The sequence below is a fragment of the Amycolatopsis ponsaeliensis genome, from assembly GCF_030182635.1.
GTDB lineage: Bacteria > Actinomycetota > Actinomycetes > Mycobacteriales > Pseudonocardiaceae > Amycolatopsis > Amycolatopsis ponsaeliensis.
Window position 1 is genome coordinate 489,315 of the sequence record NZ_JAPZLD010000001.1, and the last position, 14,077, is coordinate 503,391.

The following is a 14,077-nucleotide window of genomic DNA, read 5'->3' on the forward strand; positions in this document are numbered from 1 at the left end:
TGTGGACAAGTTGTTCGGTCCGGACGCAGACGTCGCCGTCGTCCGGCTCGTCCACCGCGACCAGGGCCTGCTGGTCGCCGCGGGCAACCCGCTCGGGCTCACCGGCATCGGCGACCTCACCCGGCTGGGCTTGCGCTACGTGAATCGCCAGCGAGGCGCGGGCACCCGCGTCCTGCTCGACCACGAGCTGGCCCAGCGCGGCATCGACCCGGCCGACGTGCCTGGCTACGCCCGAGAGGAACACACCCACCTCGCCGTCGCCGCGGCGATCGCGGCCGGCCGCGCGGACACCGGCCTCGGCATCCTCGCCGCCGCTCGCGCGTTCGGGCTGGATTTCGTGCCGGTCGCGCAGGAGCCGTACGATCTCGTGCTCCGAACCCGGGACCTCGACGGTGACCAGCTCCGCCCACTGTGGACACTGCTTGAGCAGGCGGATTTCCTGGCGGAGGTGGAGAAACTCGGCGGCTACTCCTGTGTGGAGACCGGCCGCCGGATCCGCTGATGGTTCTTTCTCTCAGGCGCCGGTCAAGAGGAGCGGAGTGGGTAGGGACGTCAGCAGGAACCAGGCTCGTGCTTCTACGCCGCCTCTCCGGTCATGGCGGTCGGCGGAGGTAGCCGGGCTACCGGGGACGGATCCGGGTGGCGGCCAGGAGTACCAATGCGGCGCCCTGGATGGCGGTGACGGTGATGATGAGTGCGGGGAGGGAGTGCTCGTACAGGGCGCCGGTGAGGGTGCCGCCGCCCAGGGTCGCGACGCCGAGGACACCGGCGAAGACGCCGTAGGCGGTGGCTCGGTGTGGGGCGGGGACGAGGTCGGCGACGACCGCGCGGAGCGTGGATTCTTGAACGCCGACCGCGGCGCCCCACAGCAGCGAGCCGAGGACCACCAGCCCGATGCTGCTGGTGAACCCCACCAGCGGCACCGCCGCGGCCAGCAGCGGGAGTGCGACGAGCGCGCGGGGGCCGATGCGGTCGTAGCACCAGCCGGTCACAAGGGCGGCGAGTGCGTCGGCGGCCATGGCCGCGGCGTAGAGCACCGGTACCAGGGCGGGGGAGAGCAGGTGGCGCTCGACGAGGTGGAACGACAGCACCCCGAAGGTGGCGAACCCGGCCATCGTGACGGCGGTGAAGCCCGCATACACCCAGAACGCTCGCGGGAGACGCGTCGGCTTGTCCGTGGTGGGGTGCGCTTTCGCCGATGTGCTGGTGGTTTCGTACGCTGCCGGGTCCGGTACGCGGCCGCGAAGCCATAGCAGCAGGGCGAGCGCTGCTGCCCCGGGCACGGCGAGCACACCGAGGGCCGCGCCGTAGCCGCCGGTCGCCGCGAGGATTCCGGCGACGGTCAACGGCCCGATCAGGGCGCCGACCTGGTCCATCGCCTCGTGGACGGCGAACCCACGGCCGCGGCCGGTGACGGCGGTGGCGTGGGAGAGCAGGGTGTCCTTCGCCGGGGAGCGCACGGCCTTGCCGACCCGCTCGGCGATGACCAGGGCGCACGCCACCCAGAGGATGGAAGTGAGACCGAGCAGAGGCACGCTGATGGCGGTCAGGGCGTAGCCGCCGATCGTGAGGCCCCAGAAGCGGCGGGTGCGGTCGGCCAGCGGCCCGGATACCAGGCGGAGCCCGAGCGCCGCGGCTTCGCCCGCCCCGGTGACCACACCGACGATCGTGGCCGAGGCACCCAGCCCGGCCAGCAGCGGACCGGTGATCGAGCGGGCACCTTCGTAGACGAAGTCCATCAGCAGGCTGACCGCGCCGAAGGAGACTACGAATCGCCACGGCGAAAGCCCGAGCTGAGGACCCGTCGGCGAGGCGGACGGCTTCACCGGACCACTGTCTCATGCGGTCGATCGCACAGGTCGTCGGCTGCGATGCCGGCCTCGCGAGGATGTGCCGACCCGTCGATTCTCCACCGGCACGCCCGAGCCCGCGTCGCCTCCACAACGCGGGTCGGGGTCACGGTGCCGCGGTCAGAAGGCGGTCACCACGGATTGCGAGGCCGCCGTCTGCAGTGCCGGGGTGTCGGCATTGCGGCGGGCGCCGCCGGTCAGGGGCAGGCCGCCGGTCGGGGCGAACATGCCCATGGTGAAGGTCGATCCGCTCGGTGCCGACGCGATCGGGACGATCGGGAACGCGTTGCCGCCGGCCCGGACCGAGGTGGAGATGTAGTCGCCGAACATCCGGCCCTGGGAGGTGTTCGGGATCCAGGACAGGTTCATCGGCCCGGCTACCTGGGTGGCGGTGCTCCAGCTGGTGCCGCCGTTGGTCGAGGAGATGAAGCCGACGTCGAGCTGGCAGGTCGCGGCGATGCAGGATGCGTTGGGGTAGAAGTAGTAGGTCAGGCCGATCCGGGCGCTCGTGCCGGAGGTCGAGGGGTCGACGCCGATGCCGGGGACGAAGTGGTCGACCGTGCTGGTGGTGACGTCGATCGGGACGCGCGCCGGGCTGGTCCAGGTGGTGCCGTTGGCGGACTTGCTCAGCACGATGTCGTTGCTCGGGCAGCCGGACCGGAACCGGCAGTCCGACCAGGCGACGTAGACGGTGCCGGCGCTGTCGATCTCGGCGCTGGGCAGGGCTTCTTCGCGCAGGCCGCCGGCCGCGTCGTGGTGGCTGATCGCGGCGACCTGGACGGTGGAGGTCCAGCTCGCGCCGCCGTTGGTGGACCGGAAGCTGCGGATCTGGTCGTTGAGCGACAGGTACGGAACCACGACGGTGCCGTTGGGCTGCACGACCGGCTGACCGCCGAGCCCGGTGTGCGTGCCGGACGGGGCGCGGGCCGGCCCCCAGGTGAGGCCGCCGTCGCTGGAGGTCTTCATCCGGATGGAGTCGCCGGAGCTGGTGATGTCGTACTGGGTGTAGCAGTTGCCGAAGAACGGGCTGGTCGTGGTGTTGTCGCAGACGATCCAGTTCTTGTCCAGCGAGCCGGTGGCGGTGGTGACGGGGTTGCCGAAGGTCTTGCCGCCGTCGGTGGAGCGGCTGGTGAACACCGGGGTGCCGCTCGGGCAGTTGACACCGAGGGAGGAGATCAGCCAGACGTTGTGCTTGGCGTCGAAGGCGACGGCGGCGTCGCTGATCTGGCCGCACGGGCCGCCGGTGTTGGCGGTGGTGCCGGGCAGGAAGCCCTGGGTCCAGGTGGTACCGCCGTCGGTGGAGGTGGCGAAACCGATGTCGGAGGAGCCGCCGCCGGAGACGCGGCCGACCTGGAAGGCGGAGACGATCGTGGAGCCGAACGCGAACGTGTCGGGTTCGACCTCGGTTCTGTGCTGGGCTTGGGCGTCGGTGAACGGATCGGAGCTGACCTGGGTCACCGCGACGTTCGCGGACGCGGACGTCGCGGAGACCAGGAGGCCACCGACCACGATGGCCGGCAGAACTGTGGCGGTGAGGAGTTTTCGGGAAAGCGGCATGGCGCGTTCACCTTCTCCGGTGAGGTGAGGCAGTGAGGCGGGCAGCGGGGTCGCCGCTGCGGGCCATGACGACTGTCGATCCAGCCACTCGGATTCCTCGCGGTAAATCCGCCATGTGGAGGACTTGGCAGATCAACTGTCCCGATTGGATATTTATGGGCGAATTCACGTAATTGCTGACGCGCGACAACTGTTTCAGCGGTAGCGATGGCTCGACCGATCCAGAACCTTCGGTGGCGGCTGAACGGGGGATGAGTTGGCTGTGCGCTTACCTTGTCTTGAATGGACAGTCGACAGGGTTGGTAACGGTTGGGTGTTTCGTGGCGACGATCCCAGCGGCGGTCAAGGCATGGCTGATTCGTGTGGCTGGCCGCGCACCGGAAAATCCGGTCAAGCAAGGGAGTACGCCTGTGTCGCGTCCCCGCACTATTTCCGCGATCAGTGTGACGATTCTGAGTACGGCCGCGCTCGGCGTGTTCGCCGTGGCTCCGGCCACCGCCCAGCCGTTCGGCTACCAGCAGCTCAACCCCGTGCAGCAGCGCCACGTCTCCGGCCTGCTGTCCACCGTCCTCAACGGCGAAGACCCGGCCAACGCCGCTCGCGCGCTGGCGCCGAACCGCGCCACGCCATCGGCCGCGTCGCCATGCGCGAACCGGTACGGGGCGAACGTCAAGGTCAACCAGAACTGCCTGAACCTCACCGACCCGGACCTGCAGGGCCGAGCGCAGGCGCAGAACGAAACCTGGGCCGCCGCCGACCCGAACAACCCCGATCACGTCATCGCCACCTATAACGACTACCGCCGCGGCGACGGCACCTGCGGCGTCAGCTACTCCCTCGACGGTACCCGGACGTGGGCCGACGCGACCACACCGAACGGGTTCAGCCGAGGCAACGACTTCGGCGGCGCTCCCCGGGAGTACTGGCAGTCCGGCGGGGACACGTCGGTGGCCTGGGACTCCCGGGGAAACGCTTACCTGTCGTGTCAGGTGTTCAACCGCGGCAGCGCCGTGTCGCCGAACCCGGACCAGTCCAGCGCGTTCCTGGTGTTCCGCTCGACGGGAACGAACGGGGCGTCCTGGAACTTCACCGGCCGTCCGGTCGCCACCCACGACGACACCGCGGGCGCCGGGAACTTCCTGTTGGACAAGCAACTGCTGACCGTCGACAACAACCCGCGCAGCCCGTTCCGCGACCGCGTGTACGTGTCCTGGACAACCTTCGCCGACGACGGCACCGGCTACATCTACGAGGCCTACTCCGCCGACTACGGCGAGACATTCTCCGCGCCGGTGCTGGTCAGTGCCGACACGCCGTTGTGTGCCAACGCTCTCGGCTTCCCGACACCGCGGGGCCGATGCAACCAGAACCAGGACTCGCAGCCGTTCGTCGGCCCGGACGGCGCGCTGTACGTGGTGTTCAACAACTTCAACAACGCCACCGCGAACGCGACCGACAACCACAACCAGGTCCTGCTGGCCCGCTCCTCCGACGGCGGCCAGAGCTTCTCGGCACCGGTGCTGGTCGGCAACTACCACGAGCTGCCCGACTGCGCGACCTACCAGAACGGCCAGGACCCCGGCCGCGCGTGCGTTCCCGAGAAGGGCCCTTCGGCCAACTCGGTGTTCCGCGCGAGCAACTACCCGATCGGCGGTGTCGACCCGAAGCGGCCCAACCGGATCCTCGTCACCTACGGCTCGTACATCAACCGGAACTCCAACGAGAACACCGGCTGCACCCCGACCGGGTTCAACCCCGCCACCGGCATCAACACCTACACCGGGGTGAAGAACGGCACCTGCAACAACGACATCGTCCTGTCGTCGTCCGCGAACGCCGGAGCCTCGTTCACCGGCGGTACCGCCGACGTCCGGCAGCTGCCCGTGGTGACCACCGCGGGCGGCCAGGCCCGCACCGACCAGTTCTGGCAAGGCGCCGCCTTCAGTCCCGACGGCACCTTCGCGGTCAGCTACTACGACCGGCAGTACGGCGCCGACGAGACCACCGGGTTCTCCGACATCACGGTGTCCACCGCGGCCGGGCCCGGCTTCACGCACACCCGGGCGACGTCGGGCAGCATGCCGCCGCCCACTCAGTTCGCCGGCACGTTCTACGGTGACTACGCCGGAATCGCCGTCACCGCCCGCGCCGCGTACCCGGTCTGGTCGGACACCCGCCCGCCGGACCTGTTCCTCTGCCCCGGCACCGGCACCCCCGGCACCCCGCCGGGCACCTGCCAGGCCGGTGCGCCGAACGCGTCGATCGCCAACGACCAGGACACCTACGCAACCAGCGTCGGCATCCGCTGACAGCCCCGAGTGGGGGGCCCCCGGGGTGGGGGGGGGCCCCCCACTGGGCATTCACCCGACCTGGACGTGGAGTTCCCACTGGGTCTGGGGCGGTCCGTGCGGGTCGCCGGCGAAGGCGGCGGTCGTCGTGGTCACCGTTGCGTTGCCGCGCTGCCGGGCGGTGCAGGTCGCGGTGGTGGCGCCGTCCGAGAGTTGCCGGGGGAGGCACTGAAGGACCGATTCGTCGGAGCTGACCGGCAAGCTCCACGGTTGCTGCGGCGAGGTCTCGGTGGTGACATACAGGACGTCGCCGACGTTCAGGCATTGGGGCGCGGGTTGCTGCCGGACCGTCGCGACCAGGCTGCGCGATCCACAGCCGCCGGTGCCGGGTGACGAGGAGGGGCTCGCAGACGGGCTGCCGCTGGCCGCCGTGCCGGTGCCCTCGCCGCCGGGCGGTGCCGGTTGCTCCCCGGCCGGCGGGCTGGCGCCACAGCCACCGAGGAGCAGCAGCACGGTCACCGACAACAGCAACCTGGGACGCATCTCGAGCCTCCTCGGCCGGGGTTCGCAGGGTAGACGGATGGGACGCCTCCGCGCGGAGGCGTCCCATCGGGTGACAGGGTGGGTCAGCAGAAGCTGAGCCGGCCGATGCGGGTGTTCCAGTTGCCGCCGGTGGCGAAGTACTGCTGCGCGACGACGGCGGTGCAGGTGTTCTCCACCGACACTGACGAGTAGTCGCCGAAGCGGGTGTTGGTCGTGGTGGCCGCTCCGTTGACCAGGACCGTGCCGGTGCCGATCAGGTTCGGCACCCCGCCGCCGGGTAGGACCCCGTCGACGGTGACCGAGGTGGCGATGTTCGCGGCGGTGTCGGTGTAGGCCCAGTTGAGCCAGATGTAGTTGCTCGCGCCGCCCCCGCCGGCGTCCGACACCCCGATGGAGGGGTTGAAGTCGTCGCTGGTGCCGCTGCGGTAGGCGAGCGCCACGAACGGGACATTGTCGCTGAGCCGGATCGCGCCGTAGCGGATGCCGGGGAAGCTGCCGATGGCGATGCCGTGGGTGAACCAGATGAAGTTGCCGACCTGGTACGGCGACCAGACGATCCGGCCGTCACTCGGATCGAGCTTCGTGGTGACGCCCGGCTGGTTGACCTGCCGCGGCGGCACGCTGAACGTCGAGCTGACGGTGGCCTGCAGGGTCAGCGTCGTCCCCGGCCCGGCGGAGTTGGTCATGCGGTAGAGCTGATAGCCGGTGCCCGCGACCGAGGCGAGGAAGTAGCTGTTGGTCGTCGCCGGTATCGGGTTGCCGCCGACGGTCGCCGGTTGCGTGGTGAAGCTGACGGAGAAGGCCGGGAAGCTCACCGAGGCGCCGGCATAGACCTGCGCCTTCGAGATGGAGAACGCCGTCGAGTTGATGAAGCTGGGGTGGAAGTTGTTCGTCGACAGCAGCAGCGCGACCCGGTCCTGGCCGAGCTGCGGGTAGTCGAGCAGGGTGCCGGCCGGGTACAGGCTGCCATTGAAGGTCAGCCGGTAGACCCACCAGCCGCCGCACGCGTCCCCGGTCTGGCTGGCCGCGACGTACAGCGCGGCGGCCCCGGTGGCCGACGGTGGGGTCAGGGTGACGACCATGCTGAACCGGTTGTTGACGTTGTCGTACTGCACCCGCGGGTCGAACACGTCCTCGGTGGCACCGAGGAACCCGGCGAGGGTGTTGGTGCACTGCTGGGTGCCGGTCTTGTTGTAGACGGTGAACCGGCGGTTGACGGTCTCGACGATCTGGGTCGCGCCGGAGGCCGCGTTGACGTCGGACGGCTGCGCGCCGCCACCGGCAGACTGGGTGATGCCGTTGAAGTTCGCGTTGGTCGTGCCCGGCGGCGTCAGCGGCCGCGGCGCGGTGACCGAGTTCGGTCCACCCGCGCTCCTGCCGAGCGCACTGGGCGCGGGCTTGGCGACCTTCGGCACGGCCGCGGGCAACCCCGCATTGACCGGCCGGCCATCCTGCCCCAGTGCGACGTAGTCACGTCCCGCCGGAGGCGCCACCAGTCCCGCGACTCCGCGAGCCTGAACGGCGCGGGGCGCCGCGGCGCCGGTCCCTCCGGCGGCTATCGCCGTCCCACTCGGTTGCGCGGCCAGGGCGGCACCGCTTGTCGGAACGACCACGACACTCGCGATCAAGCCGGCCACGACGGCGACCGGCCAATGTCTGAGATTCACATGCCCTCCTCATGACGCGGGCGCGAGATTTCTGCATGCGACCCGTGGGAACGCATGCTCGATTCGCCGTGCCCGGAAAACTGTGATTATTTCAGGTGTCAGAAAATAAGCTGTGCAGATGCTTGTCGTCAGCGCTACTGGTGAGCGTGCAGGTCTCGCCAGCATGGCCGGCTAGGCGTTACATTGATCGCCTGGATCCAGAAATTGATTCCCCTCGAATAGCTGAACCGAATTGTTCCGCCGATTCAGCGTTCTCGCGCTACCGCGCGCTGTCAATCAAGGTTGCCCTAAGGTCGGACCTTGGTGATTTATTCTCGTTTGCACGTTCCCCGTTGCGCGAATTTCCGCCCGGAACCGATTGGGCCGGAAAGCTCAGCCGTCGCCGCTGAGCGGCAGACCCGGTTGCGCGTGCCTAGCATGGAGCTCTGCTGCGGTAAATGGCCCGAACGGTGGACCGGCTGGGCGAACGTTCACGGCTCCTCGCGAAGGTGCGGTTCGCTGATCCGCCGGGTAACGGTCAGTGCACTCTTGCAGTTCAGGTGCTGCCGAGGGCGAGTTGACAGTGGCCGGCTCGGCAGCCTTCGAGGATGCCCTGTGTGTGGTGACGTGCGCGCTGCAGGTCGGCGATCTTGGTGTCGAGTCTGTCGATCACAGCTTCCAGGCGCCAGCGTTCGCTGTCGCAGGTGGCGTCGCCTGTGTCGTGGGAGTGCAAGGCGTCGATGACTTCGTCCAGGGTGAAGCCCATGTCTTGCAGGGCTTTGGCCATGCGGATTCGTTCTACTGTGGACTCGTCGAACACGCGATAGCCGGATGGCCTGCGTCCCGCCGTGGGCAGCACACCGCGGCGTTCGTAGAAGCGGACGGTGTCGACGCTGACGCCGGCCTGTTTGGCGACTTGTCCGATTTTCACGGGTTCACCTCTTGACTCTGGACTATGGTCCAGACTCTAGACTCGGGTCGAGCAGGAGACAAGACGATGACAGGGAGCTCGACCATGCAGATCCCGGACGTTGCCACCCCGATCGTGTGCGACATGACCGATGCCCCGGACACCGACGTCGAGCGGCTGGCCGAGTACCGGCGGCTGTTCACCCATGCGGCTTTCCTCGGACGGGAACGGATGCCGGAGGGGATCCGGTTCCGGTTCCGTGCCGAGCCCGGTATCGAGAAGTGGGTGCGGGATCTGGCCGCGCGGGAAAAGGCGTGCTGCGCGTTCTTCGCCTTCGACATCACCATCGACGGCGACGAGGTGCGCTACGACGCCGCGGTGACCGACAACGACCTGGCCCGCGCCATCCTGGAGGAGTACTACGCCCTGCCTGACCTGCTGGTCCAGAGCGTCGACGAGCTGCGTGAGCGGTTGGTTGAGCGGGGTGTGGAGTTCACCTCGAACGCCGCCGGCACCGTGCACCAGGTTCAGCCGGTGGTGCCCGGGCGGATCGAGGCTTGACCTACGAGTCGGGTCGAAGGTTCAGCGTCGACGCCGTGGGCAGGCGTACGGCGAGGAGACGGTGGCCCGGCTGGAGTTCATCGCCTCGGCCAAAAATCTGCGATTGCCGTAGGGATCAACACCTACCTCCCGTTCGCCAGCGAACCGCGCAGCCGCCAGCCGCATCCTCGCCTCAGCAGCGGCTGTCGCGCTCCACGTCCATCATCGGCGCTGGCCGGTCAGCGAGCGGGCCGCCTTCACGAAGCAGGTGGCCCAGGGTCTCGAGGGGCTCGGGCACCAGGCTGTACCAACTCCAGGTGCCGCGACGTTCACGCGAGAGCACGCCGGCGGTGACGAGCACCCGCAGGTGGTGGCTCAGCGACGGTTGCGGCATGTCGAAGTCCTCGGCGAGATCGCAGAAGCACGCTTCTCCGCCGGGGGAGTGCCGGATGAGGGAGACGAGCCGGATCCGGACGTCCTCGGCAAGGAGTACGCCATCGACCTCGGCGATGGATTCCAGGCCGTCTACCGCCCCTACAGCGTCAACGACCCGGCGAAGACCGAGTACTCGCTGCGCGGCCGGCTCGAGGTCATCGCACCCGCAGGTGAGGGCCACGGCCCCGAGCTCGTCCGCCGCCTCGGACAACTGAATCTGGCCAACCGCCCCATGACCCGCGAGGAGGGCGAGTACAGCTACCTGACCGCCAACGTCACCGCGCAGAGCTTGGGCAAGCACGCCGAGGTCGCTGCGGCGCGGGTGACGGGGGAGCACCTCGAGGAGATGGTCCGGCAGGAGATTTTCTACGAACGCGCCCACGAGGCCGTCGGGATGACCGACTCGCAGCTGGCTGGCTTCGCCAAGGGTATTCAGCTCGAAGCCCATACCCGCGCCCTGCCCGCGAAGGTGCAGGTGCTGCGCGACGCGGTCGCCAAGGCCGCCGGCTTTCCCGACGGTTCCGCGCTGGCCGGCAGTCCTGGCTACGACCCGGCGCCGCAACGCTCGGCCGGCTGGCTGACCTGGAGCAGGTTCGATGTCGGCAACTCGCTCCCGAAGCTCAGCACCGCCGTCGCTGGCCGGTCGCTGGTGCACAAGACGACGGCTGCCGGGCTGAAGGCGATGCTGGCCACCGGGGTGCTGGCCTCGACCGAGCGCCGCACGACGATGGGCACGCACCAGGGCGTCGGCATGAGCGAAGGGGAGGACAAGCTTAGCGGCGGCGCGAGCTCGGTGTTCCTGCGCGTCCGCAAGACCTCGTTGCTCGAGTCGAAGCCGAGCCTGGTGTGGGATCAGCCCGAGAAGCTGCTCGCCCGCGCGGACTACTACGGCGCCAACGCGGACACCTTCGGCGCGATCAACCCGGCCGGCAGCCACTCGGTATCGAAGGCCACACGCGACCCGTTCAAGATCGCGACGTTCACCAGCTCGAGCAACGAAGTCATGTTCGCCGACGACATCGACCTGCTCGGCCCCCACGGCCGATCGAGGAGGTCGTGACGGTATGATCGACAGCCAGCCGCTCTCTTCGGTAGAGCTCATGGCCCGCTTGCAGGACCTGCTCGCCGGTCGCGGCGACGACGCCGGAGACGACCTTCCTGGCGGAGAACTTGTCGTGTTCGACGAGGGCCGGGAAGTGTTCCGCGCCGCTCTCGGCCGACACACGCGACTGGACGACGACGATCCTGACGTCATCTGGATCCGTCCGATCGTCACCTCGGCCGGCTCGGAATCGAACCTGCCGGCGTTCGACCTTGCGATCGTTCGCCGTCGTGCCCTGCACGTCACCGCGGCCTGGCAGGACGGGCGTCGGCTGGTGCTCGAGCTGGACACCGGGCAGCGTGCGCACGTCGAGCCCGCGCGCGGACCTCAGTTGGCGGTGCTGCAGGACTTCGATACCTGGATCACCACCCTGGCCGGCGAGCAGCGCGCTGGAATCGAGGCGCTCGGACACGACTGACTGGCTCGTGATGACGGGGTCCCCGGTCGTCGAAGGATGCCTACGAGGACCGACTGGGGTCGTGAGTTCAGCGGAGATCAGCCGGATCCGGTCAGCTACGGGCGGTGTTGGGTGCGTCAGGCTGAGCACGGGGGCTGCGCAGGCGCCACACGAGGCAGGCCTGGCCGAAGGTAAGGGCGGCCGATGCCATCCTTCAAGAGGTTCGAAGCCCACTGTGGCGGCGACGGAGTCGAGGCAATGCTGCACGGTCCTTTGCGGACCCCTGCCAACGCCGGGCGCAGACGGTTCGTGCCGCCGAGTGTCCGGGAAGAGAGGGCGTCGCGGGCTGTTTTTTCGACGCGCACGGTGACTTCGCCGCTGAAAGCCGGGACTGTGTTTGGTGACCGGGGGTGGCCTGTGCGCGCACTGGTTTAGTCCACCGAGGACACATATGGTGGTTGTTTCCCAGTGTGTACGAACACAAAATGATGGGAAGTGGCGATCATCACAGCACGATCCGCGGCTCATGGTGGAGTCCGCGTGAAGCGGATCAGCCGACTTAGTTGCTACGTACCGTTAACCCGCTGCGCTCTGCTTCGAGAGGTTGTAGTGGCACTGCCACGTTGCGTCATCGCTCGCCGGTAGCGGGTCGGACGTCGGGGTGGGCCGGGCTACCACCCCCGGCTCACCCCACGCCGTGTACTGCGCAAACCTCGGACTCGGCATGAGACGCAAGGTGTAGCGTGCCCGGACACTAAACCGTCGGGGCACGGGCTGCAGCCGACTGATCGTCGTCTCGGCGGCCGCGATGTTGGTCGGGTCGATCACCCGGCCGGCCGGGCCGGGGCCACGGTGACCGACGCTGACTGCCTGAGTGTGCGGTGTCTGGGTGCCGGGCACGGTCCTGAGGACGGCTCGCTGGTCACTTCGCCTGGTCCGGCAACGGGACGCCGAGGCAGCAGAACGCGGGCTACCCTCTCGGCCTGCGGCGCGAGAGGGTAGCTCCGTGGTCGGATCAGTTCGCGTAGTGGCAGGGCGACTCGACGTGCGGCTGCTGCGCCGAACGCTGCTCGATCTCCTCCGCCGTCCACGGGCGGAACACCGCCGTCTCCTGGTCGGGGAGGTAGGACCGTTCCGTGAACGTCTCCGGCGTCACCCGATGCACCCGGTTGAACAGGTTCTTCACGCGGTTGAGATGTGCCGAGTCGTGGTTCTCGTCGTAGTCGTACATGTCGTACCTGACGACGAGGGATTCGGTGAGGTCGACCTTCTCCTGCAGTTCGCCGTTGCGGTACCAGCGCAGCACCGGGTGCAGGAACGCGCTGCACTCGGGCTTCGTGGGATCCGCGGGGTGGATGAACGACACCGGTTCGAGGTGGCCGGCGTACTGGTGGAACCCGTATTCCAGGGACAACAAGACGAGGTCGGGCCGGCTGGCGAACTCCTCCTGACGCAGGACCCATTCGATCGGCAGCTCGCGCCGGACATCCACCGTGCCATCCCCGACAACCATGGCGTCGCAGAGCTGTCCGTTCTGCTGGTACAGCGCGGACGTGGTGCTCACACGGCGGATCACCGCTTCCGCCAGCTCATCGAGGTCGGCCGCCGTGCGCAGGTCACGCTGCTCACCCGGGAGCGGCTCCTGGTAGTGCTCCCGCTCCACGAGGTGGAAAAGGGTCTTGGCGTTGTAGCGGAACCCGTGGATGAACCCCGACGCCGCCTTGCGGTCCCGCGCCTGCGTGGCGGTACCGGCGAAGTACAGCCCGGGCACGCTGGTCTGCCAGTCAGGCCCCAGGATCGGGAACTTCCCGCGCTGGTCGACCTCCGGGGTACAGTCCGAGTCGAACAGCGAGGTGTCCACGTACCGCCAGCCGGTGCACACGATGATGCGGTCGTAGTGCATCGTGACCCGCCCGGTTCCCGGGGTCGTCCAATGTGGATAGTCTTCCTCGGCCACGACGGTGAACCCGCCGCTGGCCTTCGGCTTGATCGTCTTGGGACGGAAGCCGAGGGTCGCGTGGAGCGACTTGAGCTGGTACATGTCCAGGATCGTGTTGTTCACGGACCGGAGGTCGCCCGGGAAGTGTGTGTTCCACGCGTGCCGGGCGGGCCGGCGGGTCATGATGTGGACGATGGCGGCGTGTCCGGCGAGGTGGTTGGCGACCTCGAAGGCCGAGTTGCCGGCGCCGATGACGGCGACCCTGGCGTTCTTGTAGAGCTCCTGGTCGAGGTCGTGCTCTTCGTAGGTGTCGACCAGGTCGACCCCGTCGATGTCGTCGGGGATCAGTGGCGCGCAGGCCCCCGTGGCCATGAACACGCGGCGGCACGAGTACGTGTTGCCGCTCTCCGTCCGCAGCGCGAACCCGTCCGCGGTACGGCTGATCCGGGCGACCCGTTCGCCGAACTTCGCACGTAGGCCGAACCGGTCGCGATAGGCGCGCAGGTAACGGACGTAGTCGTCCGCGGCGGGGTAGAGGTCCTGGGAGAAGTTCCGGAAAAGCATGCTCTCATCGTCTGAGAGCAGTGAATTCCAGTCGTGGCGGAGGTTGAACTCCGGCTCCGGGAAGTAGTTGTTGATCTTGTTGAAGGAAATCATGGTGCGGTGGCGCGGGTTCGTTTCGAAAGCGCTTCCTGCACCGTCGTCCTTTTCCAGGATCAGGTACGGCCGGCCCGCTCGCTCGAAGAAATAGGCCAGCTGCAGGCCCGCCGGTCCTGCTCCGACGATGATGTTGTCCAGGTCCATCGTTCGAGTGCCTCCAGGGTATGCGGAACACTGATTTCCTTACGGCCCGCCGTCACCGAAAAGGGA

General features: G+C 68.3%; 12 protein-coding genes. 5 read left to right on the forward strand and 7 right to left on the reverse strand.

The window, feature by feature from the left end:
* Position 1 precedes the first annotated feature (1 nt).
* Positions 2-502, forward strand: a complete 501-nt coding sequence (locus QQ657_RS02220) for a substrate-binding domain-containing protein (RefSeq protein ID WP_284740311.1) — start codon at positions 2-4, stop codon at positions 500-502.
* Between the two features lie 118 nt (positions 503-620).
* On the opposite strand, the gene QQ657_RS02225 is transcribed toward QQ657_RS02220, so the two are convergent.
* Positions 621-1,826 (reverse strand): MFS transporter, encoded by a 1,206-nt coding sequence (locus QQ657_RS02225; protein ID WP_284740312.1) that lies wholly within the window; start codon positions 1,824-1,826, stop codon positions 621-623.
* A gap of 144 nt (positions 1,827-1,970) precedes the next feature.
* Entirely contained in the window at positions 1,971-3,407 is a 1,437-nt protein-coding gene (locus QQ657_RS02230) for a sialidase family protein (protein WP_284740313.1), read from the reverse strand.
* Between the two features lie 443 nt (positions 3,408-3,850).
* On the opposite strand from QQ657_RS02230, the gene QQ657_RS02235 reads away from it, so the two are divergent.
* Positions 3,851-5,716 (forward strand): sialidase family protein, encoded by a 1,866-nt coding sequence (locus QQ657_RS02235; protein WP_284740314.1) that lies wholly within the window; start codon positions 3,851-3,853, stop codon positions 5,714-5,716.
* Positions 5,717-5,767: 51 nt separating this feature from the next.
* On the opposite strand, the gene QQ657_RS02240 is transcribed toward QQ657_RS02235, so the two are convergent.
* The 3 genes from QQ657_RS02240 to QQ657_RS02250 form a co-directional block, all read right to left on the reverse strand.
* Positions 5,768-6,238 carry a hypothetical protein gene (locus tag QQ657_RS02240; protein WP_284740315.1) on the reverse strand — a complete coding sequence of 157 codons (471 nt, stop codon included), beginning with the start codon at positions 6,236-6,238 and terminating at the stop codon, positions 5,768-5,770.
* A gap of 83 nt (positions 6,239-6,321) precedes the next feature.
* Entirely contained in the window at positions 6,322-7,653 is a 1,332-nt protein-coding gene (locus QQ657_RS02245) for a hypothetical protein (protein WP_284740316.1), read from the reverse strand.
* Positions 7,654-8,440: 787 nt separating this feature from the next.
* Positions 8,441-8,815 carry a MerR family transcriptional regulator gene (locus QQ657_RS02250; protein ID WP_284740317.1) on the reverse strand — a complete coding sequence of 125 codons (375 nt, stop codon included), beginning with the start codon at positions 8,813-8,815 and terminating at the stop codon, positions 8,441-8,443.
* A gap of 84 nt (positions 8,816-8,899) precedes the next feature.
* Here QQ657_RS02250 and QQ657_RS02255 point away from each other — a divergent pair, with 84 nt between their 5' ends.
* Positions 8,900-9,355 carry a hypothetical protein gene (locus QQ657_RS02255; RefSeq protein WP_284740318.1) on the forward strand — a complete coding sequence of 152 codons (456 nt, stop codon included), beginning with the start codon at positions 8,900-8,902 and terminating at the stop codon, positions 9,353-9,355.
* Between the two features lie 172 nt (positions 9,356-9,527).
* On the opposite strand, the gene QQ657_RS02260 is transcribed toward QQ657_RS02255, so the two are convergent.
* Positions 9,528-9,854, reverse strand: a complete 327-nt coding sequence (locus QQ657_RS02260) for an ArsR/SmtB family transcription factor (RefSeq protein WP_284740436.1) — start codon at positions 9,852-9,854, stop codon at positions 9,528-9,530.
* Between QQ657_RS02260 and QQ657_RS02265 the strand changes: the two genes are divergently transcribed.
* Both QQ657_RS02265 and QQ657_RS02270 read left to right on the forward strand, forming a co-directional pair.
* Positions 9,777-10,829, forward strand: a complete 1,053-nt coding sequence (locus tag QQ657_RS02265) for a hypothetical protein (RefSeq protein WP_284740439.1) — start codon at positions 9,777-9,779, stop codon at positions 10,827-10,829. The genes QQ657_RS02260 and QQ657_RS02265 overlap by 78 nt on opposite strands.
* Before the next feature lie 4 nt (positions 10,830-10,833).
* Positions 10,834-11,289, forward strand: a complete 456-nt coding sequence (locus QQ657_RS02270; RefSeq protein WP_284740319.1) for a hypothetical protein — start codon at positions 10,834-10,836, stop codon at positions 11,287-11,289.
* A gap of 994 nt (positions 11,290-12,283) precedes the next feature.
* On the opposite strand, the gene QQ657_RS02275 is transcribed toward QQ657_RS02270, so the two are convergent.
* The gene (locus QQ657_RS02275; RefSeq protein ID WP_284740320.1) at positions 12,284-14,011 is read right to left on the reverse strand and encodes an NAD(P)-binding domain-containing protein; all 1,728 of its coding nucleotides are present in this window, start codon (positions 14,009-14,011) and stop codon (positions 12,284-12,286) included.
* Between the last annotated feature and the right edge of the window lie 66 nt (positions 14,012-14,077).

Bases quoted from the DNA above. Each gene is read 5' to 3' on its own strand.
- QQ657_RS02230 (WP_284740313.1), bottom strand. From the start codon at position 3,407: ATGCCGCTTTCCCGAAAACTCCTCACCGCCACAGTTCTGCCGGCCATC.
- QQ657_RS02240 (WP_284740315.1), bottom strand. From the start codon at position 6,238: ATGCGTCCCAGGTTGCTGTTGTCGGTGACCGTGCTGCTGCTCCTCGGT.
- QQ657_RS02255 (WP_284740318.1), top strand. From the start codon at position 8,900: ATGCAGATCCCGGACGTTGCCACCCCGATCGTGTGCGACATGACCGAT.
- QQ657_RS02270 (WP_284740319.1), top strand. From the start codon at position 10,834: ATGATCGACAGCCAGCCGCTCTCTTCGGTAGAGCTCATGGCCCGCTTG.
- QQ657_RS02275 (WP_284740320.1), bottom strand. From the start codon at position 14,011: ATGGACCTGGACAACATCATCGTCGGAGCAGGACCGGCGGGCCTGCAG.